Here is a 25,542-nt window from a genome sequence, read left to right on the forward strand (position 1 = left end):
CGGCCCTTTTTTATTATTACGTAGCCAACCATCCCTCGACCACGTTGGCGCCATGCTTTACTTTCCACTCTTTTAAAGTTTTGTGATTGCCACCCTTGGTTTCAACCAATTCACTAGTGTGAGGATTTTTATATACCTTCACCTCACGAGGTTTGCGTTTGCTAGGTGTAGCTACCGGCGTTGGAACGCGCTTCGTGCTCTGTGGATCCAGCAGGTTGATGATATGCTTGAGGCTGAAATCGTACTGGTTCAGCAGCTCGCGCAGCTTGGTCTCGAACTCAATCTCTTTTTTCAGCGCGCCGTCGCTCTTCATCGACTCCAGTGCCTGGAGCTGTTCAGCGAGGTGTTTTTCCAGCTGACGGTATTCGGCAAGTTTGGACATGTTTGTTTCCTATGCTTGTTTGATCAGAGTTTGAATGTTCGTGCGGCTCACAAGTTCAGCGCTATTCTGAAAGTTTTAGATACTCTCGGATGCTGATGATCTCTGCCTTGATCAATTTTACGGTGAGAATCTCGACTTTCGTTTTTATGCGGGGTTTGTCCACGAATTCCAGCATTTCCTTTAAAGAGCCTATTCGTGCTTTCAGTAGGTCTTTCCAGTTGGGAGTATTTCTGAGGTCTATTTGAATGATCATTTTGTAACCTGTGGAGGTTTAAACAGCCTACCTGCGTAGGCTGTTTGGGTGGCTCAGCGCGTTACAGTGAAAGGATTTCTTGCACGCTGTACTGGCTGGATCGATCCAACAGCTCGCGCCAATTCCAGCTGTGGAAGTCTTCGCCTTCTTTTGGAAGCACCAGCTTCATCAAGCTGAGGTGTTCGCCTCCTAACCTGCCTTGCACATTCCACAACTTGCCGCCCAGCTCCATCAGCGCTTGCGCTTGTTCGTTCCACTGTTCTTCCAGCACAGTGCGGGCAAGGTACATCGCTGTTTTTTGGGCCGAACTGTATTCCCTCTGCGCCTCGGCAATGTGCTGGTCGACGATGGCCAGCTCCTGTTCCAACGCAGTGATGATCAGGTGCTGGCGACGATTGAGTTCGGTCGCCGTTGCGAGGTTTTTCGCGGCCTTCTGCGCATCGGCATTGGCGTTCTTTTCGCCCTCGGTATCGCCCCAGGCCACTGCCTGCGCATAAGCCGTGGCGGCATCGGTTTCGGCTTGCCGTGCCTTGGTCATGTCTTCTTCCGCTTGCTGCTGGATCTGTGTCAATCGAGTGCTGAGGCTGTCGCGTTTTTCGTTGAGCTCTAGCTCATCGGCTTTCCAGTTCGCCATCGACTCGGTGTAACCCGCCATCAGGGTTTCATGATTGAGCAATTGCTCGCGTCGAGTGATCTTTGCATTGAGCAGCCAGGCACGGTGTTTTCTGGCGTCGTATGGAACTTTCAGGCTGCTGTGCTCGTTGCGGATTTTGTTCAACCGGTCCGCCTCGATGACCTCCTCGCCTTCCAATAGCGCTTCCAGCGGCGCCATTTTGGCGTAGTGCTCTTCAGCCTCGCGCAGATATTCATCGCGCTGGGCGGTCAGTTGGTTGATCTCGTCGATCAATCGTTGTTTCTTGGCGCTATGGCCGGTAGCTGTAGTGTTGTCTGAAACCGGCTGTGCCAGCCCTGTGGTCTCGCGGCGGTTCAGCAGTTCGTGTTGTTCGGTGGAAGTTTGGAATTCGTTCATCTGTCTTGTTCCTTCAAAAAATGGGTTTGGGTTGAATGAGCGGCTGGCCAGGCCGGGAATAAGCCGGCGCTACCTCGATCCGCGGACGTGCCTTCAGGCAGCCCGTGCCTCGCTGTCATCTGTTCCCGGAATCGTCTTCACGATGTAGCAGCGTTGTGGGCCGAGGCCGGGCAACCGGACCAAACTCGACGCCTTACCGTCGCTGGCCGGCTCCAGTACTCCGCGCTGCAGCAGTTCCTTGTTCACGGCGTTGATGTTCATGCCCCGGAAGATCTCGGAGCGCCACGCCTCGGGCAGCACGTAATAGGTGTTGGTGGTGTGCATGGTGTCGCCCATGCCGTGCTCCAGTGTCTTGCGAAAGCCGAGACGGTCAATGGTGCGCGGACCGTGTTCGTCGATCTTCGCTGCCGCCGATTCCCAGCGGGTGAAACGGCTTTCACCAAAACGCTCGATGACCTGGCGCAGCCGAGCCAAGATCGCATCGCCTTCGAAGTTACCGGCCCCGCCGCGCTCGTTTAGCCAAGCGTTCAAGCAAACGCGAGCGGCAGTGGTGGCAGTTCCGTCCGGCCAGCCGGTGATGCCCATCGCGGTAGCCAGCTCACCTGCTGCGGCGGCGAGGCCGAAGCGAGCAGCAGCACGGTGGGCCTGCCCACTCGCTGACGCAGGGAGCGACTTGGCAATGAAGCCTTCCAGCGTGCGGCGCAGGATCACTGCCCAACCGTGACGCTTACCCGGCTCGCACAGGGCGGTGAGGAATGCGGTGAGCGGAGTGCCGTAGTAGTTCCCCACGCGGGCCTTGAGTGCGTCGGATAGGGCGGCGGCATCCTCGAAACCGTTGAGCGTGTCGAACATGCCAAGGCCTTTGCTGGCATCGGCCGGGACGGCCAGCATCCGCACCTCCATACCAGCTTTCAGTTCCTTGTTGGCTTCGGCCATGTGCTGGGCCAAGGTTTTCTCGCCAGTGGAGAGAAACAGTAGGCGCCATTCCTGCACCTGTCGGCTTGCTTGGCCTCGATCATTGGCTCGTGCCTTGCCGGTGCCGTTTCCGAGCATGTACACCGTCTCGCCGATGATGCGCGGATCGCACATGCCGATTTCATCGAGTACCAGGAGGCCGTCCGAATGTGCTGCTGCGATAGATTCCAGCGCGTTATCGGTCGATCGCCATGAACGCACCAAGCGTGGACCGCCGTAGATCGAGGCGGCAACTTGCAGATGCGTGGTTTTACCGCCGGAGCTGTCGCCGTACAGGTGAAAGCCGCCCGATTCGTGGCCGAGCATATGCAGCAGGGGACCGGCAAAGGCCACACCGACAACAAACGCCAAGCGATGATTACCGATGCACAGCGCGCCGATCTGCTGCTGCCATTGCTCCAAGGTGCCCGCTTCGCTTACCGGTGGAAGCTGCGCGCCGGCCTCATAGAAGTGCAGGTGTTCTGCGTGCACGCCGACCTGCTGCTCGGGCAACAGAAAGGCGTTGTCATGCCAACCCAATCGGGTGACCAGTCGCGCACGTTGCGCACTGTCGAAGCCGCCTAGGTAACTCTGCAAATCGTTGCGTGCGTTGCGCCCCGAACGATTGCCGGCCAGACGCAACCCCATGTCCACCAACGGGCCGAGCACGTCCTTGCCGAAGTCACCGGTCATGGTGCGTGCCGGGATGTTCCAGCGTTTCTTGGTGCCGTCGGGGTCGTCGAACTCAACCAGCAAACCCCAGTTGTGGCCCTTCTCGTCACGAGTACGTGCAAGGATTGCCAGCGGCGAACACACCGGGCGTGCTTCGCCGTCATCGCCGGCATAAAAAACACCTTCGGGCGTCAGGCGAAAGCCACCGGGCATCAGGTCATTTTTCGATTTTGCCGGTCGCTTGGCTGCTGCTTTGGGTTTCGGTTCCGGCTCCAGTTCCGACTCGGGTTTCACCTGGGCGACTGCAGGCTTTTCCTCGATTACACCGAACAGCTCGCCGTTGCTTTCCAGTTCGGTGAAATGTGCAGCGGTCCAGCCTTTGGCGAGCGCATCGGCGGCATCGTCGCCGTCATCCCATTGACCACCTTTGGCGAAAGTGGCGCGATCGTTCTTCAGTGTCGGCTTGCGTTTGAACACCTCCAGCGCGATGACCCGGACCGACGCGGCGCCGATTTCGCGCAACTTTTCGGCAACGGTGGCCATGCAGGCTTTACCGCTGTCGTCGTTGTCCGGCCACAACAAAACGTCGCGTCCCGTGAGCGGCGTCAGGTCGGCTTTGTGCCAGGAGTTGGAACCGTTCGGCCAGCAGGTGGCCACGTACTTAGGCAGCAGTTCGGCGGCGGCATCGGCCGCTTTCTCGCCTTCGCACAGAACCACCGGTGCGTCAGCGCGCTGGGCCAGTTCATCAAGGCGCAGCAGCGGACGGGGATCCGGCAGACCCTGCCAGCGCCATTGCTTGGTTTGGCTATCGGCGCGCTGACACCACGTCAGCGGTGCAAAGACTTTTTTCGGTTTGCCGTCTTCATCCGGGCCGAGGTCGAAGCGATACAGCACCATGAGCGGCTGACCCTGTGCGTCACGGTAAATCCAGACCTTGGACGGCACACCGTGATCACGGTGCTTGGCCGGGCACTTGTTCATGGCCTCGGTCGGTATCGGCTGGATCGCATTCCACGTCGGCGCCTTCGGCTTGTTCGGTGCGGCCTTGGTCTTGGCAGCGCCGGGCGCAACATTCAGCCAGTCCGCCAGCTTGTTGCACGCTTCGACGTCGGTGCCGCCGTCCAAATAGCGCACCAGATCGATCAGGTCGCCGCCTTTGTCGCCGGTGGCAAAATCTGCCCAGGTGCCTTTGCTCAAATTGACCTTGAGCGATCCCGCACGCTTGTCACTGCGGGTCGGATTGGGGGCGGTGTATTCCTTGCCGCCGTCCACACGCATGCCGTTGGGCAACCAGTGCGTCAAGACACGATCAATGTCTTTCAGCGCGGCGCCTTTCACGTCGGCAAAGCTTGGACGTTTCGCGGTGCTGTTAGGGCGTTGGCTCATTTGTCAGCCCTCGGCAGAAACAGCGCGTCGTTGATGTCGTCGATCAGCGCTTTCGCCATCTCGCCCAGGTACAGGGCGGGCCAACTGAAACGCTCGCTGTTGTCACTCATGGCAGCGTCGAAATTGAGTTGATTCGCGTGATGCTGAAGCAACGACACCATCTCTAGTGCGTCTTCGACTGGCACACCTGCGTTGACGCGAAACAGCTTGAGGTCGGTGGCATTGACTCGGGAAAAGGTGGCGTGACCCAGCGTGGTGGAGGTAGTCATAGCGCACCGCCTTTCTGCAACGCAGGCGTCGAGGTGTTGTCACCGTGCGTGGCCAGCGTTTTGATCAGGCCGAGGGTGCCGCGCACGTCCCAGAGGACGGCGGAAATGACGTGATTGGCAAGGCGTGAGGATTCGTTTTCGAAGTGGTCTTCCAGCAGCGTCAGCACCGAGTCAGCACGGTCAATGGCGCAGGTGATGGCGTCGATAGGAACGCCGGCCTCTGCGGTTGGATTCACGCAAAGCAGGTTTTCGGGCAGGGCAAAGCTCAGGGTGTTGTTCATTGGGCACCGCCTGCGGTTTCGAGTGCGCGGGCTTTGGCCATGTGAGCGTTGTAGCGTGAGAGGCGTATAGCGAGGCTGGAGTTGGCGTGTAAAGCGGCGAGAGCCATTGCACGGTGTGCAGCGGCGCGAATTTTGGACGGATTGAGGGCGTGCATTGGTGAAGCTCCTGTATGTGAGGAGCTGCCACTGATCGTCGCCAAACGATGTAAGGGTGGCAGCTGTGCGCGGGTTGGCGAACCGGGCATACAGGACCCCGGCAGACCCGAAGGTCTCCCACGCACAGCCGCCATAAAGCAGGAATGCGGGCACAAAAAAAGCGCCTGCAATCGGTATGGGGGCGCCTGTGCGCCTGTATGAGCTCGGGTCGCCAAACCCGGTCGCTGAATTTGCAGCGACGGCCAGAGAGTAACGTCCGTGTTTCGAAAGTGCAACTGCGCTGATAGCTTGCGGTTTTTTCAGGTGCGGAATAAATTGTTCGTGCATGTAGATTGACCTCAACGCCTCTGGATCGCCCCCGGAGGCGTTTTCGTTTCAGGCGTGGGCTTCCCAGCGCAGGGAGAGAAGGGGTAGAAATCCGCCGCTGAGCATGGAGCGGGCGTCTTCGTAGGCGTCGACCTGCTGGCCTTCGTCGACGACAACGGCCCCGGTCTTTTCGCAGTGTAGGGATAGGGCGCACCAGGTACCGTCGGCCCAACTGAGCACGCTGACAACGCGACCTTGCCTGTCCTGCTGGCTGCGGTAGCGTTCAAGTCGCTGCATGATGCGAGACGAGAAACCGATCCGACGCAACACGGAAAAGGGGTGCATCAAAGCGTTGTTTGCAGTCTTGTGGCTCATGCAGCCACCTGATCACGTGCCTCGATGCGGCTGCGCGCCCACGCTTGAACTTCGGAAAGGACCCAGGCGACAGGGGCGCCGCGTGCTTTGCTGTTGCTCAGTTTGACGGGCTGTGGAAAGCCGCAGTCGGTGCGCTGCATCAGTTTGTAGATGGTCGAACGTTTCATCCCCACGATGCCTTCCACCTCCCGCATGCGGATTAAAGTGGAAGCGGCATCAAAAAGTGAGGCGGCGTTGGCGGGAGTCTTGCGGGGAAAATCGGTGACAGAGGTGTTCATAGGTATTGCTCTCGATTGGTTTGGACAACGAGAGCAATGGTCTAGAAATTGGTCGGCGGTGAGCAGTTCACTTCCATTTGAAATGACATTGAAATATCGGTCACACCACAAAATTGCGCTTGAGGATCCCCTCCACGCTTTTGCGGGTTAGCGCTTTCTCGGTTTCCAGTGTCACCCACTCAGCGCGCTGGTTGAGTGGTTTGGACACCTCTCGTTCCAGCCAGGCGTGAACCGCCGTGGTCACGTTTCGCCGTGACATTCCGCTAGCCACGTAGTGTCGACCTTGCCTAATGATTGCTGTATCCCGTGCGCCGATTTCTTCGTTACGCTCCATTCCGCTGATGATGCCGCCCTTTGTGCGAATAGCGTTCTCGATTGCCCTGTAAGCGATTGGGGTCAGCTCGTCACTGATCAAGCAGGGTAGGGATGTTATGGGCTCCAAAAAAAGCACGTACTGGTCCAGTGCCTCAATACGTTCGTTAGGATCAATCTGCCTCTCCACAACCTGACAATAAAGGTCCCACGGCCAATCCGTCGGAGGCTCGGCAACATGCGACCAAGCCTTTTGTTCGGTGGAGCGCATCCAGTCAGCTAAGGCGCTCAGTGCTTTCACTGCGCAGGCCATGACGTAGGCTGCATATGCCTCGCGTTCCGATGCTGAAGGACACTTGCTGTATTGGCGAACCCAATGCGCGAGACGGTTTTTTTTGTCGGTTGAGGCGTACTGAAAAATAGCCTCCTCATGCATCGTTGTCTGGATGCACATGCTGCTCATGTCGCTGCTGATGTCGCGGGTCTGGATGCGGATGCAGCACTGATTGATCAGCTCGCACACGTCAGTGATCTGTTCATTGCAGAACTCGTAGAGTGGCTGCTCTGAGAGATATTGGATCAGGCCAGCGGTTAGCGCCGAGTGCAAAATCGGGTGGGTATCAATCATGCCAATGACTCTCGACATGCAACTCACTGTCCCGCGCCCTGCGAGTTTGAAGCATAGCCAGCGAGATTTGCGCAATTGCCAAGTGTGGCGAGTGTCGGCCCGCAGCGGGAGAGGGGCTTGTTACTGGCGTTACACCATTTGCATGCGTTACATCGCATGTACGGAAGTTTGTGCAGGCATGTAACGGGCCTTAAAGCCAATGAAACCGGGTGGTTGGCCGGCACCGTTACATGAGTAACACTCGTTACATCGATTTTGAGGGTGGTATGGATAGGTGTGTTCATACCGCTTTCCCAAACTGTCCCCTGATCACCATCTCGCTCGCCAGCGCATCAAGGTGATCTGCATACCACTGCATCATCTTCACCCTGTGCTCAAGGTATTGAGCCTTGTTGTATACCCCGGATATTCCCTCTTCTTTGTGAGCAAGCTGCGCTTCGACATGCTCTTTTGGCCAGCCGTGTTCCCTGAGTAGAGTGCTGGCGGTGTGACGAGTCCCATGACCAACCAAGCGGCCTTTATAACCAACCGTCGCGAAGACTTTGTTGATGGTGTTTTCACTTATCGTCGGATTCTTAGCGCCGACTCCGGGGAAAAGCCAGCGACTACGACCGGTGAGACAATGGAGTTCTTTGAGTGCGATAAGAGCTTGCTTAGGGAGTGGGCACACAAAGTCCCTGCGCATCTTCATCTTTGCGGCAGGCGTCGTCCATGTTGCTCCATCAAGGTCGAATTCTTTCCATTCAGCTAACCGAACCATGCCCGGTCTAGATGCGGTCCAGATACAGAGCCATGCAGCAGTTCGGGCCGTCAGCCTGCTGGGAGTGTTTTTGAGTGCTTGGAGGAATTCTGCCAACTCAGGCTCAAGCAAATGAGGATGCTGCTGAGTCTTCGGGGCTTGAGCGGCAATATCTCGTAGTCGACTGCCCGGATCGTTTTCCGTGAGGCCCAAACCGATGGCTCGCCCGAATATCTGATTGATCCAAGTGCGACATTTTTCCGCGACGTTGTGGGCATCCCGGGCTTCGATGGATGCTTGGAGTTCCGCGCAGTCGGTACGGGTGATTTCGTCTAGAGGCTTATCGCCCAGTGCCGGGAGTATGTCTTTGTCGAGGTAGGTGCGGATTTTGTTGAGGGTGGAGGGTGCGAGACCCTTTTCCTCTTTTGCCTTCAGCCAGGCATCAGCGGCAGCTCGAAAGGTTCGGGTCTTGGCGGCATCGATAGCAGCTTTCGCGGATCGCTTTTGTTCTAGGGGATCGGCACCGCTACTCACTACCTTCCGTAGATCGGCAGCTTTGTCCCTTGCCAACGCACCACTTACTTCCGGGTAACCCCCGAGCCCCATCCAAGCCCAATTGCCCGCCGGACGTTTGTAGCGGAGCTGCCAGGATTTACCACCATCAGGTTTAACCCTGAAGTAGAGGCCGTTTCCATCCAGCTCCCTGTATTCCTTTGATTCCGGCTCCAATCCCGCAAGTGTCGTGTCAGCGAGAGGGCGGCGCTTGATGTCTGCGCGCTTCATCCTTGTATCCCAAAGTTCGGTATTTTTCTCAGGATACAAGCAGGGATACAGGGATACAACGGATAAGGGGAGACAGGGGGAGACAGACAGGCACAAAAAAACCGGCCAAGTGGCCGGTTTCTCTGGGTCTGAGAGGCTGCTAGAGACTCTCAGATACTGCTATGTGGTGCCCCGAGGGAGACTCGAACTCCCACTCCTTTCGAAAACGGATTTTGAATCCGCCGCGTCTACCAATTCCGCCATCAGGGCTCAATGGCGGCGAAGTATAGAGAGGTGATTACCGTTGGTCAATCACGTTTCATGGTCAATTTTTGATAATTCCGCTAGACTTTCCGGCCCTGCTAGACGAACCACATCATGCGCGTTGCTGACTTTACCTTCGAGCTTCCTGATTCGCTGATCGCCCGCCACCCTTTGGCCGAGCGTCGCGGTAGTCGCCTGCTGACCCTTGATGGGCCGAGCGGCGCCCTTGCACACCGTCAATTCACTGATTTGCTTGAGCATTTGCGCCCGGGCGATTTGATGGTATTCAACAATACCCGGGTGATTCCGGCGCGTTTGTTCGGGCAGAAAGCCTCGGGCGGCAAGCTGGAAATCCTCATCGAACGCGTGCTCGATACGCACCGCGTGCTGGCCCATGTGCGCTCCAGCAAGTCGCCGAAGCCGGGGTCGAAGATCCTCATCGACGGCGGTGGCGAAGCCACGATGCTCGCGCGCCACGATGCGCTGTTCGAACTGGGCTTTGCTGAAGAAGTGTTGCCGCTGCTCGATCGCGTCGGGCATATGCCGTTGCCTCCTTATATAGACCGCCCGGACGAAGGCTCGGATCGCGAGCGCTATCAGACCGTGTACGCCCAGCGCCTGGGTGCGGTGGCGGCGCCGACGGCGGGGCTGCATTTCGATCAGCCGCTGATGGAGGCGATTGCCGCCAAGGGCGTCGAGACCGCGTTCGTCACGCTGCACGTCGGTGCGGGGACGTTCCAGCCGGTGCGCGTCGACAAGATCGAAGATCACCACATGCACAGCGAGTGGCTGGAAGTCGGCCAGGATGTGGTCGACGCCGTTGCGGCGTGCCGCGCGCGTGGTGGACGGGTGATTGCCGTGGGCACCACCAGTGTGCGTTCGCTGGAAAGTGCCGCGCGCGATGGCGTGCTCAAGCCGTTCAGTGGCGACACCGACATCTTTATCTACCCGGGCCGGCCGTTCCATGTGGTCGACGCCCTGGTCACCAACTTCCATTTGCCCGAATCCACGCTGTTGATGCTGGTTTCGGCGTTCGCCGGTTATCCCGAAACCATGGCCGCCTATAAAGCCGCCGTCGACAACGGCTACCGCTTTTTCAGCTACGGTGATGCGATGTTCATCACCCGTAATCCCGCCCCGACTGCCCCTGAACAAACAGGCCCAGAGGAAACAGAATGAGTCGCGAATGTCGCATGTCCTTTGAACTGCTTGCCACCGATGGCAAGGCTCGTCGTGGTCGTCTGACCTTCCCGCGTGGCACCGTCGAGACCCCGGCCTTCATGCCGGTGGGCACCTACGGCACGGTCAAGGGCATGTTGCCGCGTGACATCGTCGCCACTGGCGCGGAAATCATTCTGGGCAACACCTTTCACCTGTGGCTGCGCCCGGGCACCGAGGTGATCAAGGAACACGGCGACCTGCACGATTTCATGCAGTGGAAAGGCCCGATCCTCACCGACTCCGGTGGTTTCCAGGTTTTCAGCCTGGGCGCGATGCGCAAGATCAAGGAGGAGGGCGTGACCTTCGCCTCTCCGGTCGATGGCTCGAAAGTATTCATGGGCCCGGAAGAATCGATGCAGGTGCAGCGCGATCTCGGTTCCGACATCGTGATGATCTTCGACGAATGCACGCCGTACCCGGCTGACGAAGATGTCGCTCGCGTTTCGATGGAGCTGTCGCTGCGTTGGGCCCAGCGCTCGAAAAACGCGCATGGCGACAACACCGCAGCGCTGTTCGGCATCGTTCAGGGCGGCATGCACCAGGATCTGCGCATGCGCTCGCTGGAAGGTCTGGATAAGATCGGCTTCGATGGCCTGGCCATTGGCGGTCTGTCGGTGGGTGAGCCGAAGCACGAGATGATCAAGGTGCTGGATTATCTGCCGGGCATGATGCCGGCTGACAAACCTCGTTACCTTATGGGCGTTGGCAAACCGGAAGATCTGGTTGAGGGTGTGCGCCGCGGTGTGGACATGTTCGATTGCGTGATGCCAACCCGTAATGCCCGCAATGGGCATCTGTTCATTGATACAGGCGTGCTGAAGATCCGTAACGCGTTCCATCGCCATGATGATTCGCCACTGGATCCGACCTGCGATTGCTATACCTGCCAGAACTTCTCCCGCGCTTATCTGCATCACCTGGACAAGTGCGGCGAAATGCTCGGCAGCATGCTCAATACCATCCATAACTTGCGCCATTATCAGGTGCTGATGGCTGGTTTGCGCGAGGCTATTCAACAGGGTACATTGGCCGCCTTTGTCGATGCCTTCTACGCCAAACGCGGGCTCCCCGTTCCGCCTTTGGACTGAGTTTTCTGACCCCAAGATTCAACATTTGCAACTGGAGTGCTAAATGAGCTTTTTTATCTCTAACGCCATGGCTGACGCAGCTGCACCGGCTGCTGCAGGCCCAATGGGCGGCGGCTTCGAGTGGATTTTCCTGGTCGGCTTCCTGGTCATCTTCTACCTGATGATCTGGCGTCCACAGGCCAAGCGCGCCAAAGAGCAGAAGAACCTGCTGAGCAGCCTTGCGAAGGGTGACGAAGTGGTTACCACCGGCGGCATCGCCGGCAAGATCACCAAAGTGGCCGATGACTTCGTGGTTCTGGAAGTTTCCGACACCGTGGAAATGAAGTTCCAGAAGGGCGCCATCGCCGCCACGCTGCCAAAAGGCACGCTGAAAGCGATCTAAGGTTCCAACTTCTACTCAATCGACGGGGCGCGCAAGGCGCCCCGCGTTCATAACGGGCGGCGTGATGCTGAACAAATATCCTCTGTGGAAATACATTCTGATCCTGGCGGTGCTGGCGGTCGGTCTGATTTATTCCGCTCCCAATCTATACCCTGATGACCCGGCCATTCAGATCAGCGGCGCCAGCACGGCACTGCAGGTCAATCAGGCCGATCTGGATCGCGTCAGCACCGCGCTGCGTGAGTCCGGGATCAACGTCAAGGCAGCTTCGCTGGCCGCCAACGGCAAGGGCGGTCTGATCCGTCTGACCAAGGCTGAAGACCAGCTGCCGGCCAAGGACGTTGTGCGCAAGGCATTGGGTGATGACTACGTCGTCGCACTGAACCTGGCACAGACCACCCCGCAATGGCTGCGCAACCTCGGCGCGCACCCGATGAAGCTGGGTCTGGACTTGTCCGGTGGTGTGCACTTCCTGCTGGAAGTGGACATGGACAAAGCCCTCGACGCCCGCCTGAAAGTCTACGAAGGCGACGTCAAGAGTCTGCTGCGCAAAGAGAAGCTGCGCTATCGCAGCCTGCCACAACTGGGCGGCGCCATTCAGTTGGGCTTCAGCGATGCTGACTCCCGCGAACAGGCCCGTGCGCTGATCCGCAAGAACTTCAACGATTTCGACATTGTTCCGGCCGACCTCAACGGTCAACCGGTGCTGCGTCTGGCGATGACCCCGGCCAAGCTGGCGGAAATCCGTGAATACTCCATCAAGCAGAACTTGACCACGGTACGTAACCGCGTCAACGAGCTGGGTGTTGCCGAACCGATCGTTCAGCGTCAGGGCGCCAACCGCATCGTGGTTGAGCTGCCGGGCGTGCAGGACACTGCCGAAGCCAAGCGTATTCTCGGCAAGACGGCCAACCTTGAGTTCCGTCTGGCTGCAGAGCCGGGTGCTTCGAAAGCCACTTCCGAAACTTTCGAGTTCCGTGAAGGCAAGCGTCCTCCTGCGCAGATCGAGCGTGGCCTGATCATCACCGGTGACCAGGTGACCGATGCCAAGGCCGGTTTCGGCGAGCACGGCACACCTGAAGTGAACATCCGTCTGGATGGCCACGGTGGCGAGCTGATGAGCCGCGCAACCCGTTCGAACGTCGGTCGCAGCATGGCGGTGATCTTCATCGAGCAGCGTCCGGTGACCACCTACGTCAAGCAGGTTGTCGACGGCGTCGAGAAAGACGTGCCGGTTCAGACCTTCAAGGAAGAGAAGAAGATCATCAGCCTGGCGACCATTCAGTCGCCGCTGGGTGCGCAGTTCCGTATCACCGGCCTGAACGGCCAGGGCGAATCGTCCGAGCTGGCGCTGCTGCTGCGTGCCGGTGGTCTGGCCGCTCCGATGTACTTTGCGGAAGAGCGCACAATCGGTCCGAGCCTGGGTGCTGACAACATCACCAAAGGTATCGATGCATCGCTGTGGGGCATGCTGTTCGTCTCGCTGTTCATCATCGCCATCTACCGCTTCTTCGGTTTGATCGCCACGGTCGCGCTGGCGGTGAACATGGTGCTGCTGCTGGCGCTGATGTCGCTGCTGGGTGCAACGCTGACCCTGCCGGGTATCGCCGGTATCGTCTTGACCATGGGTATGGCGGTCGACGCCAACGTGCTGATCTTCTCGCGGATCCGTGAAGAGATCGCCGCCGGCATGACCGTGCAGCGTGCAATCAACGAAGGCTTCGGCCGGGCATTCACCGCGATTCTCGACGCCAACCTGACCACTCTGCTGGTCGGCGGCATCCTCTTTGCCATGGGTACCGGCCCGGTGAAGGGCTTCGCAGTGACCATGTCCCTCGGGATCTTTACCTCGATGTTCACGGCCATCATGGTGACCCGCGCAATGGTCAACCTGATCTTCGGCGGACGTGACTTCAAGAAGTTGTGGATTTAAGGGGCTGCCATGTTACGTACAATCAACTTCATGGGCGTTCGCAACTTCGCGTTCGGCGTCACAGTGTTTCTCACGTTGCTGGCTATTTTCAGCGTCGTCCACAAGGGCATGAACTGGGGCCTGGACTTCACCGGCGGTACGCTCATCGAGCTGACCTACGAGCGTCCGGCCGATGTCACCAAGGTGCGTGAAGAGCTGGTGACTTCCGGTTATCACGAAGCCATCGTGCAGAGCTTTGGTGCAACTACCGACTTGCTCGTACGTATGCCAGGCGAAGACCCGCAGTTGGGTCATCAGGTCGCCGAGGCCTTGCAGAAAGTCGGCGGCGACAACCCGGCGACGGTCAAGCGTGTCGAGTTCGTCGGCCCGCAGGTCGGTGAAGAACTGCGCGACCAGGGCGGCCTCGGCATGCTGCTGGCGCTCGGCGGCATCCTGATCTACCTGGCTTTCCGCTTTCAGTGGAAATTCGCGGTCGGCGCGATCGTTTCGCTGATTCACGACGTGATCGTGACTGTCGGTATCCTGTCGTTCTTCCAGATCACCTTCGACCTGACGGTGCTGGCGGCAGTACTGGCGATCATCGGTTACTCGCTGAACGACACCATCGTCGTGTTCGACCGGGTTCGTGAGAACTTCCGTGTGCTGCGCAAGGCTTCGCTGATCGAGAACATCAACATCTCGACCACTCAGACCCTGCTGCGGACCATGGCAACGTCGATCTCCACCTTGCTGGCGATCGCTGCGCTGCTGTTCTTCGGTGGCGACAACCTGTTCGGCTTCTCCATTGCCCTGTTCATCGGTGTTCTGGCGGGTACCTACTCGTCGATCTACATCGCGAACGTGGTACTGATCTGGCTGAACCTGAGCACCGAGGATCTGATTCCTCCGGCCAACACCGAGAAGGAAGTCGACGACCGTCCATAACGGCCATCGCTTCTGCGGCTGTCAGCCCAGAAAAGGCGCGAGTTGAACTCGCGCCTTTTTTTATGCTCCAAGGCTGGGAGAAGCGCGGGACGCGTCCCGCATGTGATGGTCAGGAGGTTCATGTGAACAAGTCGTTGCTGGTTGGTGCGGTATTGGGTGCTGTCGGTGTGACTGCCGGGGGTGCTGTTGCCACCTACAGCCTGGTTAAAAGCGGCCCTGAGTATGCGCAAGTGCTGGCCGTAGAACCGGTCAAGACACAGATCAAGACTCCACGTGAAGTGTGCAAGGATGTGGCAGTAACCCGGCAGAAACCGGTTCAGGATCAGCACCAGATCGTGGGTACGGTGCTCGGTGCGGTCGGTGGTGGCCTGTTGGGTAACATGGTCGGCGGCGGTAACGGTAAGAAGCTTGCCACCGTTGCTGGTGCGGTCGGTGGCGGTTATGCCGGTAACAAGGTGCAGGAAGGCATGCAGAACCGCGACACCTACACGACCACCCAGACTCGCTGTAACACAGTGAATGACATCAGTGACAAGGTTGTCGGTTACGACGTGCGTTATTCGCTGGATGGCAAGGAAGGCAAAGTGCGGATGGATCGCGATCCGGGCAACCAGATTCCGGTCGACAAGGAAGGCAAGCTGATTCTGTCGCAGAATCAGCCCGGTCAATAACGGTCTGATCGTTTTAAAAAGAAGCACCCTTCGGGGTGCTTTTTTGTGCGCGCGATTCAGCGTCAGATCACCGCAATCCCAATGTGGGAGCGGGCTTGCTCGCGAAAGCGGTCTACCATCCAGAACTGATGTTGGCTGACGTGCCGCCTTCGCGAGCAAGCCCGCTCCCACAGTGGATTCGAGTGGACGCTGAAATCGCAGGCATAAAAAAAGCACCCCGAAGGGTGCTTTTTGCGTTTCGCCGGAAGCTTAGCGCTTCAGCGAAGCCGGCAGGTGCGGCTGGATCGCCGTCAGGACTGCCTTGAAGCATTTGGTGTTGCCGGCAACGATGTGGCCTTTTTCAAGGAAATCGTGACCGCCGGTGAAGTCGCTCACCAGGCCGCCAGCTTCTTGAATCAGCAGGGCGCCTGCAGCCATGTCCCACTCGGACAGGCCCGACTCCCAGAACGCGTCGAAACGACCGGCAGCCACGTAGGCCAGGTCCAGGCTGGCGGAGCCGGCGCGGCGGATGCCGGCAGTCTGGCCAACCAGGGCGCGGAACATGCCCAGGTAGTTGTCGAGGTTGTCCATCTGGTCGTCACGGAACGGGAAGCCAGTGCCCAGCAGAGCGCCGTCGAGGCTGGTGCGACCGCTGACGCGCAGACGACGACCGTTCAGTTGAGCGCCGCGACCACGGCTGGCGGTGAATTCTTCCTGGCGAACCGGGTCCAGAACCACTGCGTGCTCCAGGCGACCACGGTATTTGCAGGCAATGCTGACAGCGAAGTGAGGAATGCCACGCAGGAAGTTGGTGGTGCCGTCCAGCGGATCGATGATCCACAGGTACTCTTCGCCTTCGATGCCGTTACCGACGTGCGTGCCGGTCTCTTCACCCTGGATCGAGTGATTCGGGTAAGCCTTGCGCAGAGCATCGATGATTTTCTGTTCGGCGGCGCGATCGACCTCGGATACATAATCCTTGGCGTCTTTTTCGTCGACCTTGATGGTATCCAGGCGCTCGATGGAGCGGAAGATCAGTTCACTGGCGCTGCGGGCGGCGCGCAGCGCGATATTCAGCATGGGCTGCATGGATGTGTCACCTAAGGTTGTTAAAGAAAGCCGCGCATTCTATCAGAACTTTTCTTCAGGTGAAGGTCGCTGTTCGCTTTCATAGCTTAACGGTAGGCTGTTCTGTAAGATTTGCACCCCTTTCCTGTGTCCGAGAGCGCCTCCCTTGCTGCAGAACATTCGTGTCGTCCTGGTCAATACCAGCCACCCCGGCAACATCGGCGGGGCCGCGCGCGCCATGAAAAACATGGGTCTGTCGCGGCTGGTGCTGGTCGAACCGCGGTTGTTTCCGCACCACGAAGCCGATGCTCGAGCTTCCGGTGCCGGGGATATCCTTGAAAATGCTCAAGTCGTCGCCACTCTGGAAGACGCTCTGGTCGGCTGCAATCTGGTGCTCGGCACCAGCGCCCGTGACCGGCGCATTCCCTGGCCGCTGCTCGATCCGCGCGAATGCGGGAGCAAAGTGGTCGAAGAGGCGGGGCAGGGCGCGGAAATCGCGTTGGTATTCGGTCGTGAAGACTCCGGCCTGACCAACGAGGAGCTGCAGCGATGTCACTTTCATGTGCACATCCCCTCCGATCCTGGGTTCAGCTCGCTGAACCTCGGGGCGGCGGTGCAGGTGTTGAGCTATGAAGTGCGCATGGCCTGGCTGGCCGCTCAAGGGCAGCCGACCAAGATCGAGAAAGAAGAAGTGGCCTCGGTGAAAAGCGCCGAGCTCGCGACCATGGATGAGCTGGAGCGCTTTTACGAGCATCTGGAGCAGACGCTGGTCGCCATCGAATTTCTTGATCCGGAAAAGCCGCGGCACTTGATGGCGCGCCTGCGCCGGTTGTACGGACGCAGCTCGGTCAGCCGGGCGGAAATGAATATTTTGCGTGGCATCCTCACGGAAACCCAAAAAGCGGCCCGTGGTGAGCTTCTTAAGCGGAAGGACTGAATGATGTTTGAGCGTTTGCGTGAAGATATCCAGAGCGTATTCCATCGAGACCCGGCGGCGCGTAACGCTTTTGAAGTCCTGACCTGCTACCCCGGTATGCACGCGATCTGGATTCATCGGTTGGCCGGGATGCTGTGGCGCAACGAGCTGAAATGGCTTGCGCGGCTGGTTTCGAATTTCGGTCGCTGGCTGACCGGGATCGAGATTCATCCGGGTGCCAAGGTCGGTCGGCGTTTCTTCATCGATCACGGCATGGGCATCGTCATTGGTGAAACCGCCGAGATCGGTGATGACGTGACCATTTACCAGGGCGTGACCCTTGGTGGCACCAGTTGGAATAAAGGCAAACGCCACCCGACGCTGGGTGACGGCGTTGTCGTGGGTGCCGGCGCCAAAGTACTGGGGCCGTTCACGGTGGGGGCTGGCGCGAAAGTCGGTTCCAATGCGGTGGTCACCAAGGAAGTGCCGCCGGGCGCCACAGTGGTGGGGATTCCGGGGCGGATCATCGTCAAATCCGATGAAGAGCAGGACGCCAAGCGCAAGGCGATGGCCGAGAAGATCGGTTTCGATGCCTACGGTGTCAGCGAAGACATGCCCGACCCGGTGGCCCGTGCCATCGGTCAGTTGCTCGATCACCTGCAGGCGGTGGACGGGCGACTGGAGGGGATGTGCGGTGCGCTGAAGGATCTGGGCAGTAATTACTGTGCGAAAGATCTGCCTGAGCTGCGTGAAGAAGACTTCGCCTGCGTGAAGGGCAAGGATCAGAGCCAGGCCAGCTAAACCGCGGCGCTGCTTTTCGCGAGCAAGCTCGCTCCCACATTGGAATGCATCTCCCCTGTGGGAGCGGGCTTGCTCGCGAAGAACGATAACGCTGTACCGCTGGCTGTACGCCGCCAGCCTTTGCTATGATGCGCGCGCTCTTTTGCGGGTAAACCCGACTAAAGCACTAGGTCTTATAGTTGACTTAAATGCTCGGGAATTGCATACTCCCGCCCATTCCGAACTCCGTGGTAATTGTCCATGCGACTGACTACAAAAGGCCGATACGCCGTGACCGCCATGCTTGACCTGGCGTTGCACGCGCAGCACGGGCCGGTGTCCCTGGCCGATATCTCCGAGCGCCAAGGCATCTCCCTGTCCTATCTCGAACAGCTTTTCGCCAAGCTGCGCCGCAGTAACCTGGTTTCCAGTGTTCGCGGCCCAGGCGGTGGTTATCAGTTGTCGCGCGACATGCAGGGCATCCAGGTGGCTCAGGTGATCGATGCGGTCAACGAATCGGTCGACGCTACAAAGTGCCAGGGCCAAGGCGATTGCCATTCCGGCGACACCTGCCTGACTCATCACCTGTGGTGCGATCTGAGCCTGCAGATTCACGAATTTCTAAGTGGTATCAGCTTGGCTGATCTTGTGACTCGCCGTGAGGTGCAAGAAGTAGCCCAGCGTCAGGACCAGCGTCGTTGCAACAGCAAGGCGCCACGCCTGGACAAGATTGAAGCGTCCGCCGTCGAATGACAGCCGAAGAGCTAGCGGAACGCCAGCCCTGATTTAGGAGATAGTCCATGAAATTGCCGATTTACCTTGATTACTCTGCGACCACCCCGGTCGATCCGCGCGTTGCGCAAAAGATGAGTGAATGCCTGCTGGTCGACGGAAACTTCGGTAACCCGGCGTCCCGTTCCCACGTGTTCGGCTGGAAAGCTGAAGAGTCCGTCGAAAATGCCCGTCGTCAGGTGGCCGATCTGGTCAACGCCGACCCGCGCGAAATCGTCTGGACGTCCGGCGCCACCGAATCCGACAACCTGGCAATCAAGGGTGCGGCGCATTTCTATGGCTCCAAAGGCAAACACCTGATCACCAGCAAGATCGAACACAAGGCCGTTCTCGACACCATGCGCCAACTGGAGCGTGAAGGTTTCGAAGTGACCTACCTCGAGCCGACCGAAGACGGTCTGATCACCCCGGCGATGATCGAAGCGGCACTGCGCGAAGACACCATTCTGGTGTCGGTAATGCACGTGAACAACGAAATCGGCACCATCAACGACATCGCTGCCATCGGCGAACTGACCCGCTCCAAGGGCGTTCTGCTGCATGTTGACGCGGCTCAGTCCACCGGCAAGGTCGAGATCGATCTGCAGAAGCTGAAAGTCGACATGATGTCGTTCTCCGCCCACAAAACCTACGGCCCTAAAGGCATCGGCGCCCTGTACGTCAGCCGCAAGCCGCGTGTGCGCATCGAAGCGACCATGCACGGCGGCGGTCACGAACGTGGCATGCGTTCCGGCACTCTGGCGACCCACCAGATCGTCGGTATGGGCGAAGCCTTCCGCGTAGCCAAGGAAGACATGGCTGCCGAAAACGTACGCATCAAGGCCCTGAGCGATCGTTTCTTCAAGCAGGTCGAGCACCTGGAAGAGCTGTACGTCAACGGCAGCCTGACCGCCCGCGTTCCGCACAACCTGAACCTGAGCTTCAACTACGTTGAAGGCGAGTCGCTGATCATGGCGCTCAAGGATCTGGCGGTATCGTCCGGTTCGGCCTGCACTTCGGCGTCCCTGGAGCCTTCGTACGTACTGCGCGCCTTGGGCCGCAACGACGAACTGGCACACAGCTCGATCCGTTTCACCTTCGGCCGTTTCACCACCGAAGAAGAAATCGACTACGCCGCGCAGAAAGTCTGCGAGGCCGTTACCAAGCTGCGCGCTTTGTCGCCGCTGTGGGACATGTACAAAGACGGTGTCGACATTTCGAAAATCGAGTGGGCGGCACACTGATTTCAAGTCGCCGCGAACCGGCCCTGCGACCCAAGGTTGCGGGGCTTAAAGAGCGACTCTCTGATGAGTGAGGATTAAGCATCATGGCTTACAGCGAAAAGGTCATCGACCACTACGAAAACCCGCGCAACGTCGGCAAGATGAACGCGGAAGACCCGGATGTCGGCACCGGCATGGTCGGCGCTCCGGCGTGCGGCGACGTGATGCGTCTGCAGATCAAGGTCAACGATCAGGGCGTTATCGAAGACGCCAAGTTCAAGACCTACGGCTGCGGTTCGGCAATCGCTTCCAGCTCCCTGGCCACCGAGTGGATGAAGGGCAAGACGCTGGACGAGGCCGAGACCATCAAGAACACTCAGCTGGCCGAAGAACTGGCCCTGCCGCCAGTGAAAATCCACTGCTCGGTACTCGCTGAAGACGCTATCAAAGCGGCTGTTCGCGACTACAAGCAGAAGAAAGGCTTGATCTAAGCATTGCGCGACGAGTAAGGAGTCAACGATGGCTATCAGCATGACAGAAGCGGCTGCTCGACACGTGCGACGCTCCCTCGACGGGCGCGGCAAAGGTGAAGGGATTCGTCTGGGTGTTCGCACCACAGGCTGTTCCGGCCTTGCCTACGTGCTGGAGTTTGTCGACGAGGTGGTTGCCGAGGATCAGGTGTTCGAAAGTCACGGCGAGAAAGTGATCATCGACCCGAAAAGCCTGGCCTACCTGGACGGCACCGAACTCGATTTCGTCAAGGAAGGGTTGAACGAAGGCTTCAAGTTCAACAATCCCAACGTTCGCGGTGAATGTGGCTGCGGCGAAAGCTTCAACATCTGAGGCTTGTCGTGGGTATTCCTTGTCATTTCGCTTTATTCGAGCTGCAACCGAGCTTTCGCCTGGATCTCGAGCAGTTGGCCACGCGCTACCGTGAGTTGGCGCGCGGTGTTCATCCTGACCGCTTTGCCGACGCCTCCGAGCGCGAACAGCGGTCGGCGCTTGAGCAGTCTGCGCGGCTAAACGACGCGTACCAGACGCTCAAAAGTCCTGCCCAGCGTGCACGCTACCTGCTGACCATCAGCGGGCATGAAGTGCCGATGGAAGTCACGGTCCATGACCCCGAGTTTCTTTTGCAGCAGATGCAGTGGCGCGAAGAGCTCGAAGACCTCCAGGACAGCGCCGATCTCGACGGTGTCGCGGTATTCAAGCGTCGCCTGAAAGTGGCTCAGGAACAGTTGAACGAAAGCTTCGCAGCCTGTTGGGATGATGCAGCGCAACGCGAACAGGCCGAACGCCTGATGCGGCGCATGCAGTTCCTCGACAAGCTCACCTACGAAGTGCGCCAGTTAGAAGAGCGCCTCGACGATTAACCCAGTGCCGCTCCGGTCGCACGCCTGATATACAGATAAGTCCTGATCACGATGGCCCTACTGCAGATCGCCGAACCCGGCCAAAGTCCTCAACCGCACCAGCGTCGTCTGGCTGTGGGGATCGACTTGGGCACTACCAATTCGCTGGTCGCTGCGTTGCGCAGTGGTCTTTCCGAACCACTGGCCGACGCTGACGGGCAGGTCATCCTGCCGTCCGCCGTGCGTTATCACGCCGACCGCGTCGAGGTTGGCGAGTCGGCCAAGCTGGCCGCGTCTTCCGATCCCTTGAACACTGTGCTGTCGGTCAAGCGCCTGATGGGTCGTGGCCTGTCCGACGTCAAGCAATTGGGCGAGCAACTGCCATACCGCTTCGTCGGTGGCGAATCGCACATGCCGTTCATCGACACCGTGCAAGGCCCGAAAAGCCCAGTCGAAGTCTCCGCCGATATCCTCAAGGTCCTGCGTCAGCGTGCTGAAGCGACCCTGGGTGGCGAGTTGGTCGGTGCGGTGATCACCGTTCCGGCGTATTTCGACGATGCGCAGCGCCAGGCCACCAAGGATGCGGCGAAACTCGCCGGTCTGAACGTGCTGCGCCTGCTCAACGAGCCGACGGCGGCTGCCGTGGCTTACGGTCTGGATCAGCATGCCGAAGGTCTGGTGGCGATTTATGACCTGGGCGGCGGTACGTTCGATATTTCGATTCTGCGTCTGACTGGCGGTGTTTTTGAAGTGCTGGCCACCGGCGGCGACAGCGCCCTGGGCGGCGACGACTTCGATCACGCGATTGCCGGCTGGATCATCGAGAGCGCCGGCCTGTCCGCCGATCTCGATCCGGGTGCGCAACGCAATCTGCTGCAAACTGCCTGCGCGGCCAAAGAAGCCCTGACCGATGCGGCCAGCGTTGAAGTCGCCTACGGTGACTGGAAAGCGCAGTTGACCCGCGAAGCCTTCGATGCGCTGATCGAGCCAATGGTTGCGCGCAGCCTGAAAGCCTGCCGCCGCGCCGTGCGTGATTCCGGTATTGAACTGGAAGACGTGCATGCCGTGGTCATGGTTGGTGGTTCGACCCGCGTTCCACGTGTACGCGAGGCCGTTGCCGAAGCCTTCGGTCGTCAGCCATTGACGGAAATCGACCCGGATCAAGTGGTGGCCATCGGGGCCGCGATCCAGGCCGATACGCTGGCTGGCAACAAGCGCGATGGCGGCGAACTGCTGCTGCTCGACGTGATTCCGCTGTCCCTTGGGCTGGAAACCATGGGCGGGCTGATGGAGAAGGTGATTCCGCGCAACACCACCATCCCGGTCGCCCGCGCTCAGGATTTCACCACTTATAAAGACGGCCAGTCGGCCATGGCGATCCATGTGCTCCAGGGTGAGCGCGAGCTGATCAGCGACTGCCGCTCCCTGGCGCGCTTCGAACTGCGCGGCATTCCGGCGATGGTGGCCGGTGCGGCGAAGATTCGCGTGACCTTCCAGGTCGATGCCGACGGTCTGCTCAGTGTTTCGGCGCGTGAACTGGGTTCAGGCGTTGAAGCGAGCATTCAGGTCAAGCCGTCCTACGGCCTGACCGACGGCGAAATCGCCAAGATGCTCAAGGATTCGTTCCAGCACGCCAATGACGACAAGGTCGCCCGCGTCCTGCGCGAGCAGCAAGTCGATGCCCAGCGCCTGATCGAAGCGGTACAGGGTGCTCTGGATGCCGATGGCGAGCGTTTGCTCGACGCCGAAGAGCGCATGGTCATCGAGCTGCAGATGCAGGAACTGGCCGAACTGATGAAAGGCACCGATGGTTACGCCATCGAGCAGCAGACCAAGCGTCTGTCGCAAGTGACCGATGCTTTTGCTGCCCGCCGCATGGATCTGACGGTGAAAGCCGCTCTGTCGGGGCGCAATCTGAATGAAATCGAGGATATCTGATGCCGCAGGTCATTTTTCTGCCCCACGAGAAGTTCTGCCCTGAAGGCATGGTGGTCGAGGCCGAACCCGGCACTTCGATTCTCGATCTGGCTCACGAACACCATATCGAGATGGAAAGTGCCTGCGGCGGCGTCTGCGCCTGCACCACTTGCCATTGCATCATCCGCGAGGGTTTCGACTCGCTGGAAGAGGCGGACGAGCTGGAAGAAGACTTCCTCGATCGTGCCTGGGGCCTGGAAGCGCAATCGCGCCTGGCCTGTCAGGCTATCGTCGGCGAAGAAGACATCACCGTCGAGATTCCGAAATATTCGCTTAACCATGCGGCCGAAGCGCCGCACTGACTGGTAAGACTGTCATGAGCTACGGTTGGAATGATGTTCAACGCATTGCAGAAGAATTGGCCGAAGCCAAGCCGGATGTAGATCCGCTTTCTGTCAATTTCGTCGACCTGCAGCGATGGATCATGGAATTGCCTGACTTCGACAACACCTCTGGCCGTGTCGGCGAGAAGGTGTTGGAAGCGGTTCAGGCACTCTGGATCGAAGAAGTCGACTGATCGTCCTCGCAGGTTAGGCAATACCCAAGAACCCGCGTATAATTCGCGGGTTTAATTTTTCGCAAATTACTGTTTCTGGAGTTACACCATGGCTGTTCAACGTACTTTCTCCATCATCAAGCCTGACGCTGTTGCAAAAGGCGCTGCCGGCGAAATCGTTACCCGTTTCGAAAAGGCTGGTCTGAAAGTTGTTGCTTCGAAAATGAAGCAGCTGTCCAAAGCCGAAGCTGAAGGCTTCTACGCTGAGCACAAAGAGCGCGGTTTCTTCGGTGACCTGGTTGCTTTCATGATCTCCGGTCCAGTGGTTGTTCAGGTTCTGGAAGGCGAAAACGCTATCGCTCGCAACCGTGAGCTGATGGGCGCTACCAACCCTAAAGAAGCTGCTGCTGGCACCATCCGTGCTGACTTCGCTGAGTCGATCGACGCCAACGCCGTTCACGGTTCGGACTCCGAAGCCGCTGCTGCTCGTGAAATCTCGTACTTCTTCGCAGCTACTGAAGTAACCACTCGCTAAGCATTGCTTAAAGAGTGAAGGTGAATCCATGACTACATCGACTGTTAAAACAAACCTGCTGGGTCTGACCCAGCCGGAAATGGAAAAATTCTTCGACTCAATCGGGGAGAAGCGTTTCCGTGCCGGTCAGGTAATGAAATGGATTCACCACTTTGGCGTCGATGATTTCGACGCCATGACGAACGTCAGCAAGGCTTTGCGCGACAAGCTCAAGGCTATTGCTGAAGTCCGTGGTCCCGAAGTGGTCAGCGAGGACATTTCCAGCGACGGCACCCGTAAGTGGGTGGTGCGCGTGGCGTCCGGCAGCTGTGTCGAGACCGTCTACATTCCCCAGGGCAAACGCGGCACTCTGTGCGTTTCGTCCCAGGCAGGCTGTGCCCTGGACTGCAGTTTCTGCTCCACCGGCAAGCAAGGCTTCAACAGCAACCTCACCGCCGCCGAAGTCATCGGTCAGGTGTGGATTGCCAACAAATCCTTCGGCAGTGTTCCCGCCACCATCGACCGCGCCATCACCAACGTGGTGATGATGGGCATGGGCGAACCGCTGCTGAACTTCGACAACGTCGTGGCCGCCATGCATCTGATGATGGATGACCTGGGCTACGGGATCTCCAAGCGCCGCGTGACCCTGTCCACTTCGGGCGTGGTGCCGATGATCGATGAGCTGGCCAAGCACATCGACGTCTCCCTGGCGTTGTCCCTGCACGCACCGAATGACGCATTGCGTAACCAATTGGTGCCGATCAACAAGAAATATCCGCTTAAGATGCTGCTCGAGTCGTGCCAGCGCTACATGTCCGCCCTTGGCGAGAAGCGTGTGCTGACCATCGAGTACACCTTGCTCAAGGACGTCAACGACAAGCTTGAGCACGCCGTGGAAATGATCGAGCTGCTCAAAGACATTCCGTGCAAGATCAACCTGATTCCGTTCAACCCGTTCCCGCATTCCGGTTACGAGCGGCCGAGCAACAACGCCATTCGTCGGTTCCAGGATCAGTTGCATCAGGCCGGCTTTAACGTCACTGTCCGCACCACCCGTGGTGAAGACATCGACGCCGCATGTGGTCAATTGGTAGGGCAGGTGCTGGATCGCACCCGTCGCAGCGAACGTTACATCGCCGTGCGCGAGTTGAGCGCCGACAGCGATCTGGCACAGAACGCCGCGAACACTAACTAAGA

28 protein-coding genes and 1 tRNA gene are annotated in these 25,542 nt (G+C 58.7%); 18 read left to right on the forward strand and 11 right to left on the reverse strand.

Annotation, left to right across the window (positions count from 1 at the left end):
* Positions 1–16: 16 nt before the first annotated feature.
* From JFU48_RS12840 to JFU48_RS12885, 10 genes are all read right to left on the reverse strand, one after another.
* Positions 17–382 carry a histone-like nucleoid-structuring protein, MvaT/MvaU family gene (locus JFU48_RS12840; protein WP_201136653.1) on the reverse strand — a complete coding sequence of 122 codons (366 nt, stop codon included), beginning with the start codon at positions 380–382 and terminating at the stop codon, positions 17–19.
* 314 nt (positions 383–696) lie between these two features.
* On the reverse strand, positions 697–1,539 hold the full coding sequence (locus JFU48_RS12845) for a chromosome segregation protein SMC (RefSeq protein WP_201137079.1): 843 nt from the start codon (positions 1,537–1,539) through the stop codon (positions 697–699).
* A gap of 219 nt (positions 1,540–1,758) precedes the next feature.
* The gene (locus JFU48_RS12850) at positions 1,759–4,677 is read right to left on the reverse strand and encodes a DUF927 domain-containing protein (protein ID WP_201136654.1); all 2,919 of its coding nucleotides are present in this window, start codon (positions 4,675–4,677) and stop codon (positions 1,759–1,761) included.
* The gene (locus tag JFU48_RS12855) at positions 4,674–4,946 is read right to left on the reverse strand and encodes a DUF3077 domain-containing protein (RefSeq protein WP_201136655.1); all 273 of its coding nucleotides are present in this window, start codon (positions 4,944–4,946) and stop codon (positions 4,674–4,676) included. Before JFU48_RS12855 ends, JFU48_RS12850 begins: the two co-directional genes overlap by 4 nt.
* A complete protein-coding gene (locus JFU48_RS12860; protein WP_201136656.1) occupies positions 4,943–5,227 on the reverse strand; it encodes a hypothetical protein in 285 nt (94 codons plus the stop codon). Before JFU48_RS12860 ends, JFU48_RS12855 begins: the two co-directional genes overlap by 4 nt.
* 531 nt (positions 5,228–5,758) lie before the next feature.
* A complete protein-coding gene (locus JFU48_RS12865; protein WP_201136657.1) occupies positions 5,759–6,064 on the reverse strand; it encodes a hypothetical protein in 306 nt (101 codons plus the stop codon).
* Entirely contained in the window at positions 6,061–6,342 is a 282-nt protein-coding gene (locus JFU48_RS12870; protein WP_201136658.1) for a helix-turn-helix transcriptional regulator, read from the reverse strand. The genes JFU48_RS12865 and JFU48_RS12870 overlap by 4 nt, the downstream gene beginning before the upstream one ends.
* A gap of 100 nt (positions 6,343–6,442) precedes the next feature.
* The gene (locus tag JFU48_RS29945; protein ID WP_242486636.1) at positions 6,443–7,282 is read right to left on the reverse strand and encodes a hypothetical protein; all 840 of its coding nucleotides are present in this window, start codon (positions 7,280–7,282) and stop codon (positions 6,443–6,445) included.
* 280 nt (positions 7,283–7,562) lie between these two features.
* Complete coding sequence (locus tag JFU48_RS12880; protein WP_201136659.1) at positions 7,563–8,804, reverse strand: tyrosine-type recombinase/integrase; 1,242 nt, start codon at positions 8,802–8,804, stop codon at positions 7,563–7,565.
* Between the two features lie 164 nt (positions 8,805–8,968).
* Positions 8,969–9,053 (reverse strand) — tRNA-Leu (locus JFU48_RS12885).
* A 108-nt stretch (positions 9,054–9,161) separates the two neighbouring features.
* Between JFU48_RS12885 and queA the strand changes: the two genes are divergently transcribed.
* The 6 genes from queA (at position 9,162) to JFU48_RS12915 (ending at position 15,266) form a co-directional block, all read left to right on the forward strand.
* Complete coding sequence (gene queA / locus JFU48_RS12890; RefSeq protein WP_003227927.1) at positions 9,162–10,226, forward strand: tRNA preQ1(34) S-adenosylmethionine ribosyltransferase-isomerase QueA; 1,065 nt, start codon at positions 9,162–9,164, stop codon at positions 10,224–10,226.
* A 14-nt stretch (positions 10,227–10,240) separates the two neighbouring features.
* Entirely contained in the window at positions 10,241–11,356 is a 1,116-nt protein-coding gene (gene tgt, locus JFU48_RS12895; protein ID WP_161794909.1) for a tRNA guanosine(34) transglycosylase Tgt, read from the forward strand.
* 43 nt (positions 11,357–11,399) lie between these two features.
* Complete coding sequence (yajC, locus tag JFU48_RS12900; protein WP_003227923.1) at positions 11,400–11,738, forward strand: preprotein translocase subunit YajC; 339 nt, start codon at positions 11,400–11,402, stop codon at positions 11,736–11,738.
* A gap of 64 nt (positions 11,739–11,802) precedes the next feature.
* Positions 11,803–13,671: a protein translocase subunit SecD gene (gene secD / locus JFU48_RS12905; RefSeq protein ID WP_003227922.1), complete on the forward strand. Its 1,869-nt coding sequence runs from the start codon at positions 11,803–11,805 to the stop codon at positions 13,669–13,671.
* Between the two features lie 9 nt (positions 13,672–13,680).
* The gene (gene secF / locus JFU48_RS12910) at positions 13,681–14,595 is read left to right on the forward strand and encodes a protein translocase subunit SecF (protein ID WP_003227920.1); all 915 of its coding nucleotides are present in this window, start codon (positions 13,681–13,683) and stop codon (positions 14,593–14,595) included.
* Positions 14,596–14,717: 122 nt separating this feature from the next.
* Positions 14,718–15,266, forward strand: coding sequence for a glycine zipper 2TM domain-containing protein (locus tag JFU48_RS12915; RefSeq protein WP_003227918.1), 549 nt, complete (start codon positions 14,718–14,720; stop codon positions 15,264–15,266).
* A gap of 249 nt (positions 15,267–15,515) precedes the next feature.
* Here the strand turns inward: JFU48_RS12915 and suhB are convergent, their stop codons facing one another.
* The gene (gene suhB, locus JFU48_RS12920) at positions 15,516–16,334 is read right to left on the reverse strand and encodes a type III secretion system regulator SuhB (protein ID WP_201136660.1); all 819 of its coding nucleotides are present in this window, start codon (positions 16,332–16,334) and stop codon (positions 15,516–15,518) included.
* A 145-nt stretch (positions 16,335–16,479) separates the two neighbouring features.
* On the opposite strand from suhB, the gene trmJ reads away from it, so the two are divergent.
* The 12 genes from trmJ to rlmN all read left to right on the forward strand — a co-directional run bounded on the left by trmJ (position 16,480) and on the right by rlmN (position 25,540).
* Positions 16,480–17,250: a tRNA (cytosine(32)/uridine(32)-2'-O)-methyltransferase TrmJ gene (trmJ, locus tag JFU48_RS12925; protein ID WP_003227915.1), complete on the forward strand. Its 771-nt coding sequence runs from the start codon at positions 16,480–16,482 to the stop codon at positions 17,248–17,250.
* A 3-nt stretch (positions 17,251–17,253) separates the two neighbouring features.
* Complete coding sequence (gene cysE, locus JFU48_RS12930) at positions 17,254–18,030, forward strand: serine O-acetyltransferase (RefSeq protein WP_025109222.1); 777 nt, start codon at positions 17,254–17,256, stop codon at positions 18,028–18,030.
* 240 nt (positions 18,031–18,270) lie between these two features.
* Positions 18,271–18,762, forward strand: coding sequence for a Fe-S cluster assembly transcriptional regulator IscR (gene iscR / locus JFU48_RS12935; RefSeq protein ID WP_003227911.1), 492 nt, complete (start codon positions 18,271–18,273; stop codon positions 18,760–18,762).
* Positions 18,763–18,809: 47 nt separating this feature from the next.
* Positions 18,810–20,024 carry an IscS subfamily cysteine desulfurase gene (locus JFU48_RS12940; protein WP_003227909.1) on the forward strand — a complete coding sequence of 405 codons (1,215 nt, stop codon included), beginning with the start codon at positions 18,810–18,812 and terminating at the stop codon, positions 20,022–20,024.
* A gap of 83 nt (positions 20,025–20,107) precedes the next feature.
* Positions 20,108–20,494 carry a Fe-S cluster assembly scaffold IscU gene (gene iscU, locus JFU48_RS12945; RefSeq protein ID WP_003227907.1) on the forward strand — a complete coding sequence of 129 codons (387 nt, stop codon included), beginning with the start codon at positions 20,108–20,110 and terminating at the stop codon, positions 20,492–20,494.
* Between the two features lie 28 nt (positions 20,495–20,522).
* Entirely contained in the window at positions 20,523–20,846 is a 324-nt protein-coding gene (iscA, locus tag JFU48_RS12950; RefSeq protein WP_003227904.1) for an iron-sulfur cluster assembly protein IscA, read from the forward strand.
* 8 nt (positions 20,847–20,854) lie between these two features.
* Entirely contained in the window at positions 20,855–21,376 is a 522-nt protein-coding gene (gene hscB / locus JFU48_RS12955) for a co-chaperone HscB (protein ID WP_003227901.1), read from the forward strand.
* A gap of 51 nt (positions 21,377–21,427) precedes the next feature.
* Positions 21,428–23,293 (forward strand): Fe-S protein assembly chaperone HscA, encoded by a 1,866-nt coding sequence (gene hscA, locus JFU48_RS12960; RefSeq protein ID WP_103520546.1) that lies wholly within the window; start codon positions 21,428–21,430, stop codon positions 23,291–23,293.
* Positions 23,293–23,634, forward strand: a complete 342-nt coding sequence (fdx, locus tag JFU48_RS12965; protein ID WP_003227897.1) for an ISC system 2Fe-2S type ferredoxin — start codon at positions 23,293–23,295, stop codon at positions 23,632–23,634. The genes hscA and fdx overlap by 1 nt, the downstream gene beginning before the upstream one ends.
* Positions 23,635–23,648: 14 nt before the next feature.
* Positions 23,649–23,849 (forward strand): Fe-S cluster assembly protein IscX, encoded by a 201-nt coding sequence (gene iscX, locus JFU48_RS12970; RefSeq protein WP_027619659.1) that lies wholly within the window; start codon positions 23,649–23,651, stop codon positions 23,847–23,849.
* A gap of 88 nt (positions 23,850–23,937) precedes the next feature.
* A complete protein-coding gene (gene ndk / locus JFU48_RS12975; RefSeq protein ID WP_003227894.1) occupies positions 23,938–24,363 on the forward strand; it encodes a nucleoside-diphosphate kinase in 426 nt (141 codons plus the stop codon).
* 28 nt (positions 24,364–24,391) lie between these two features.
* Entirely contained in the window at positions 24,392–25,540 is a 1,149-nt protein-coding gene (gene rlmN / locus JFU48_RS12980; RefSeq protein ID WP_003227893.1) for a 23S rRNA (adenine(2503)-C(2))-methyltransferase RlmN, read from the forward strand.
* The last annotated feature ends 2 nt before the right edge of the window (positions 25,541–25,542 follow it).

The sequence above is a fragment of the Pseudomonas sp. TH49 genome (assembly GCF_016650625.1).
In the GTDB taxonomy this organism is placed as follows: Bacteria; Pseudomonadota; Gammaproteobacteria; order Pseudomonadales; family Pseudomonadaceae; genus Aquipseudomonas; species Aquipseudomonas fluorescens_H.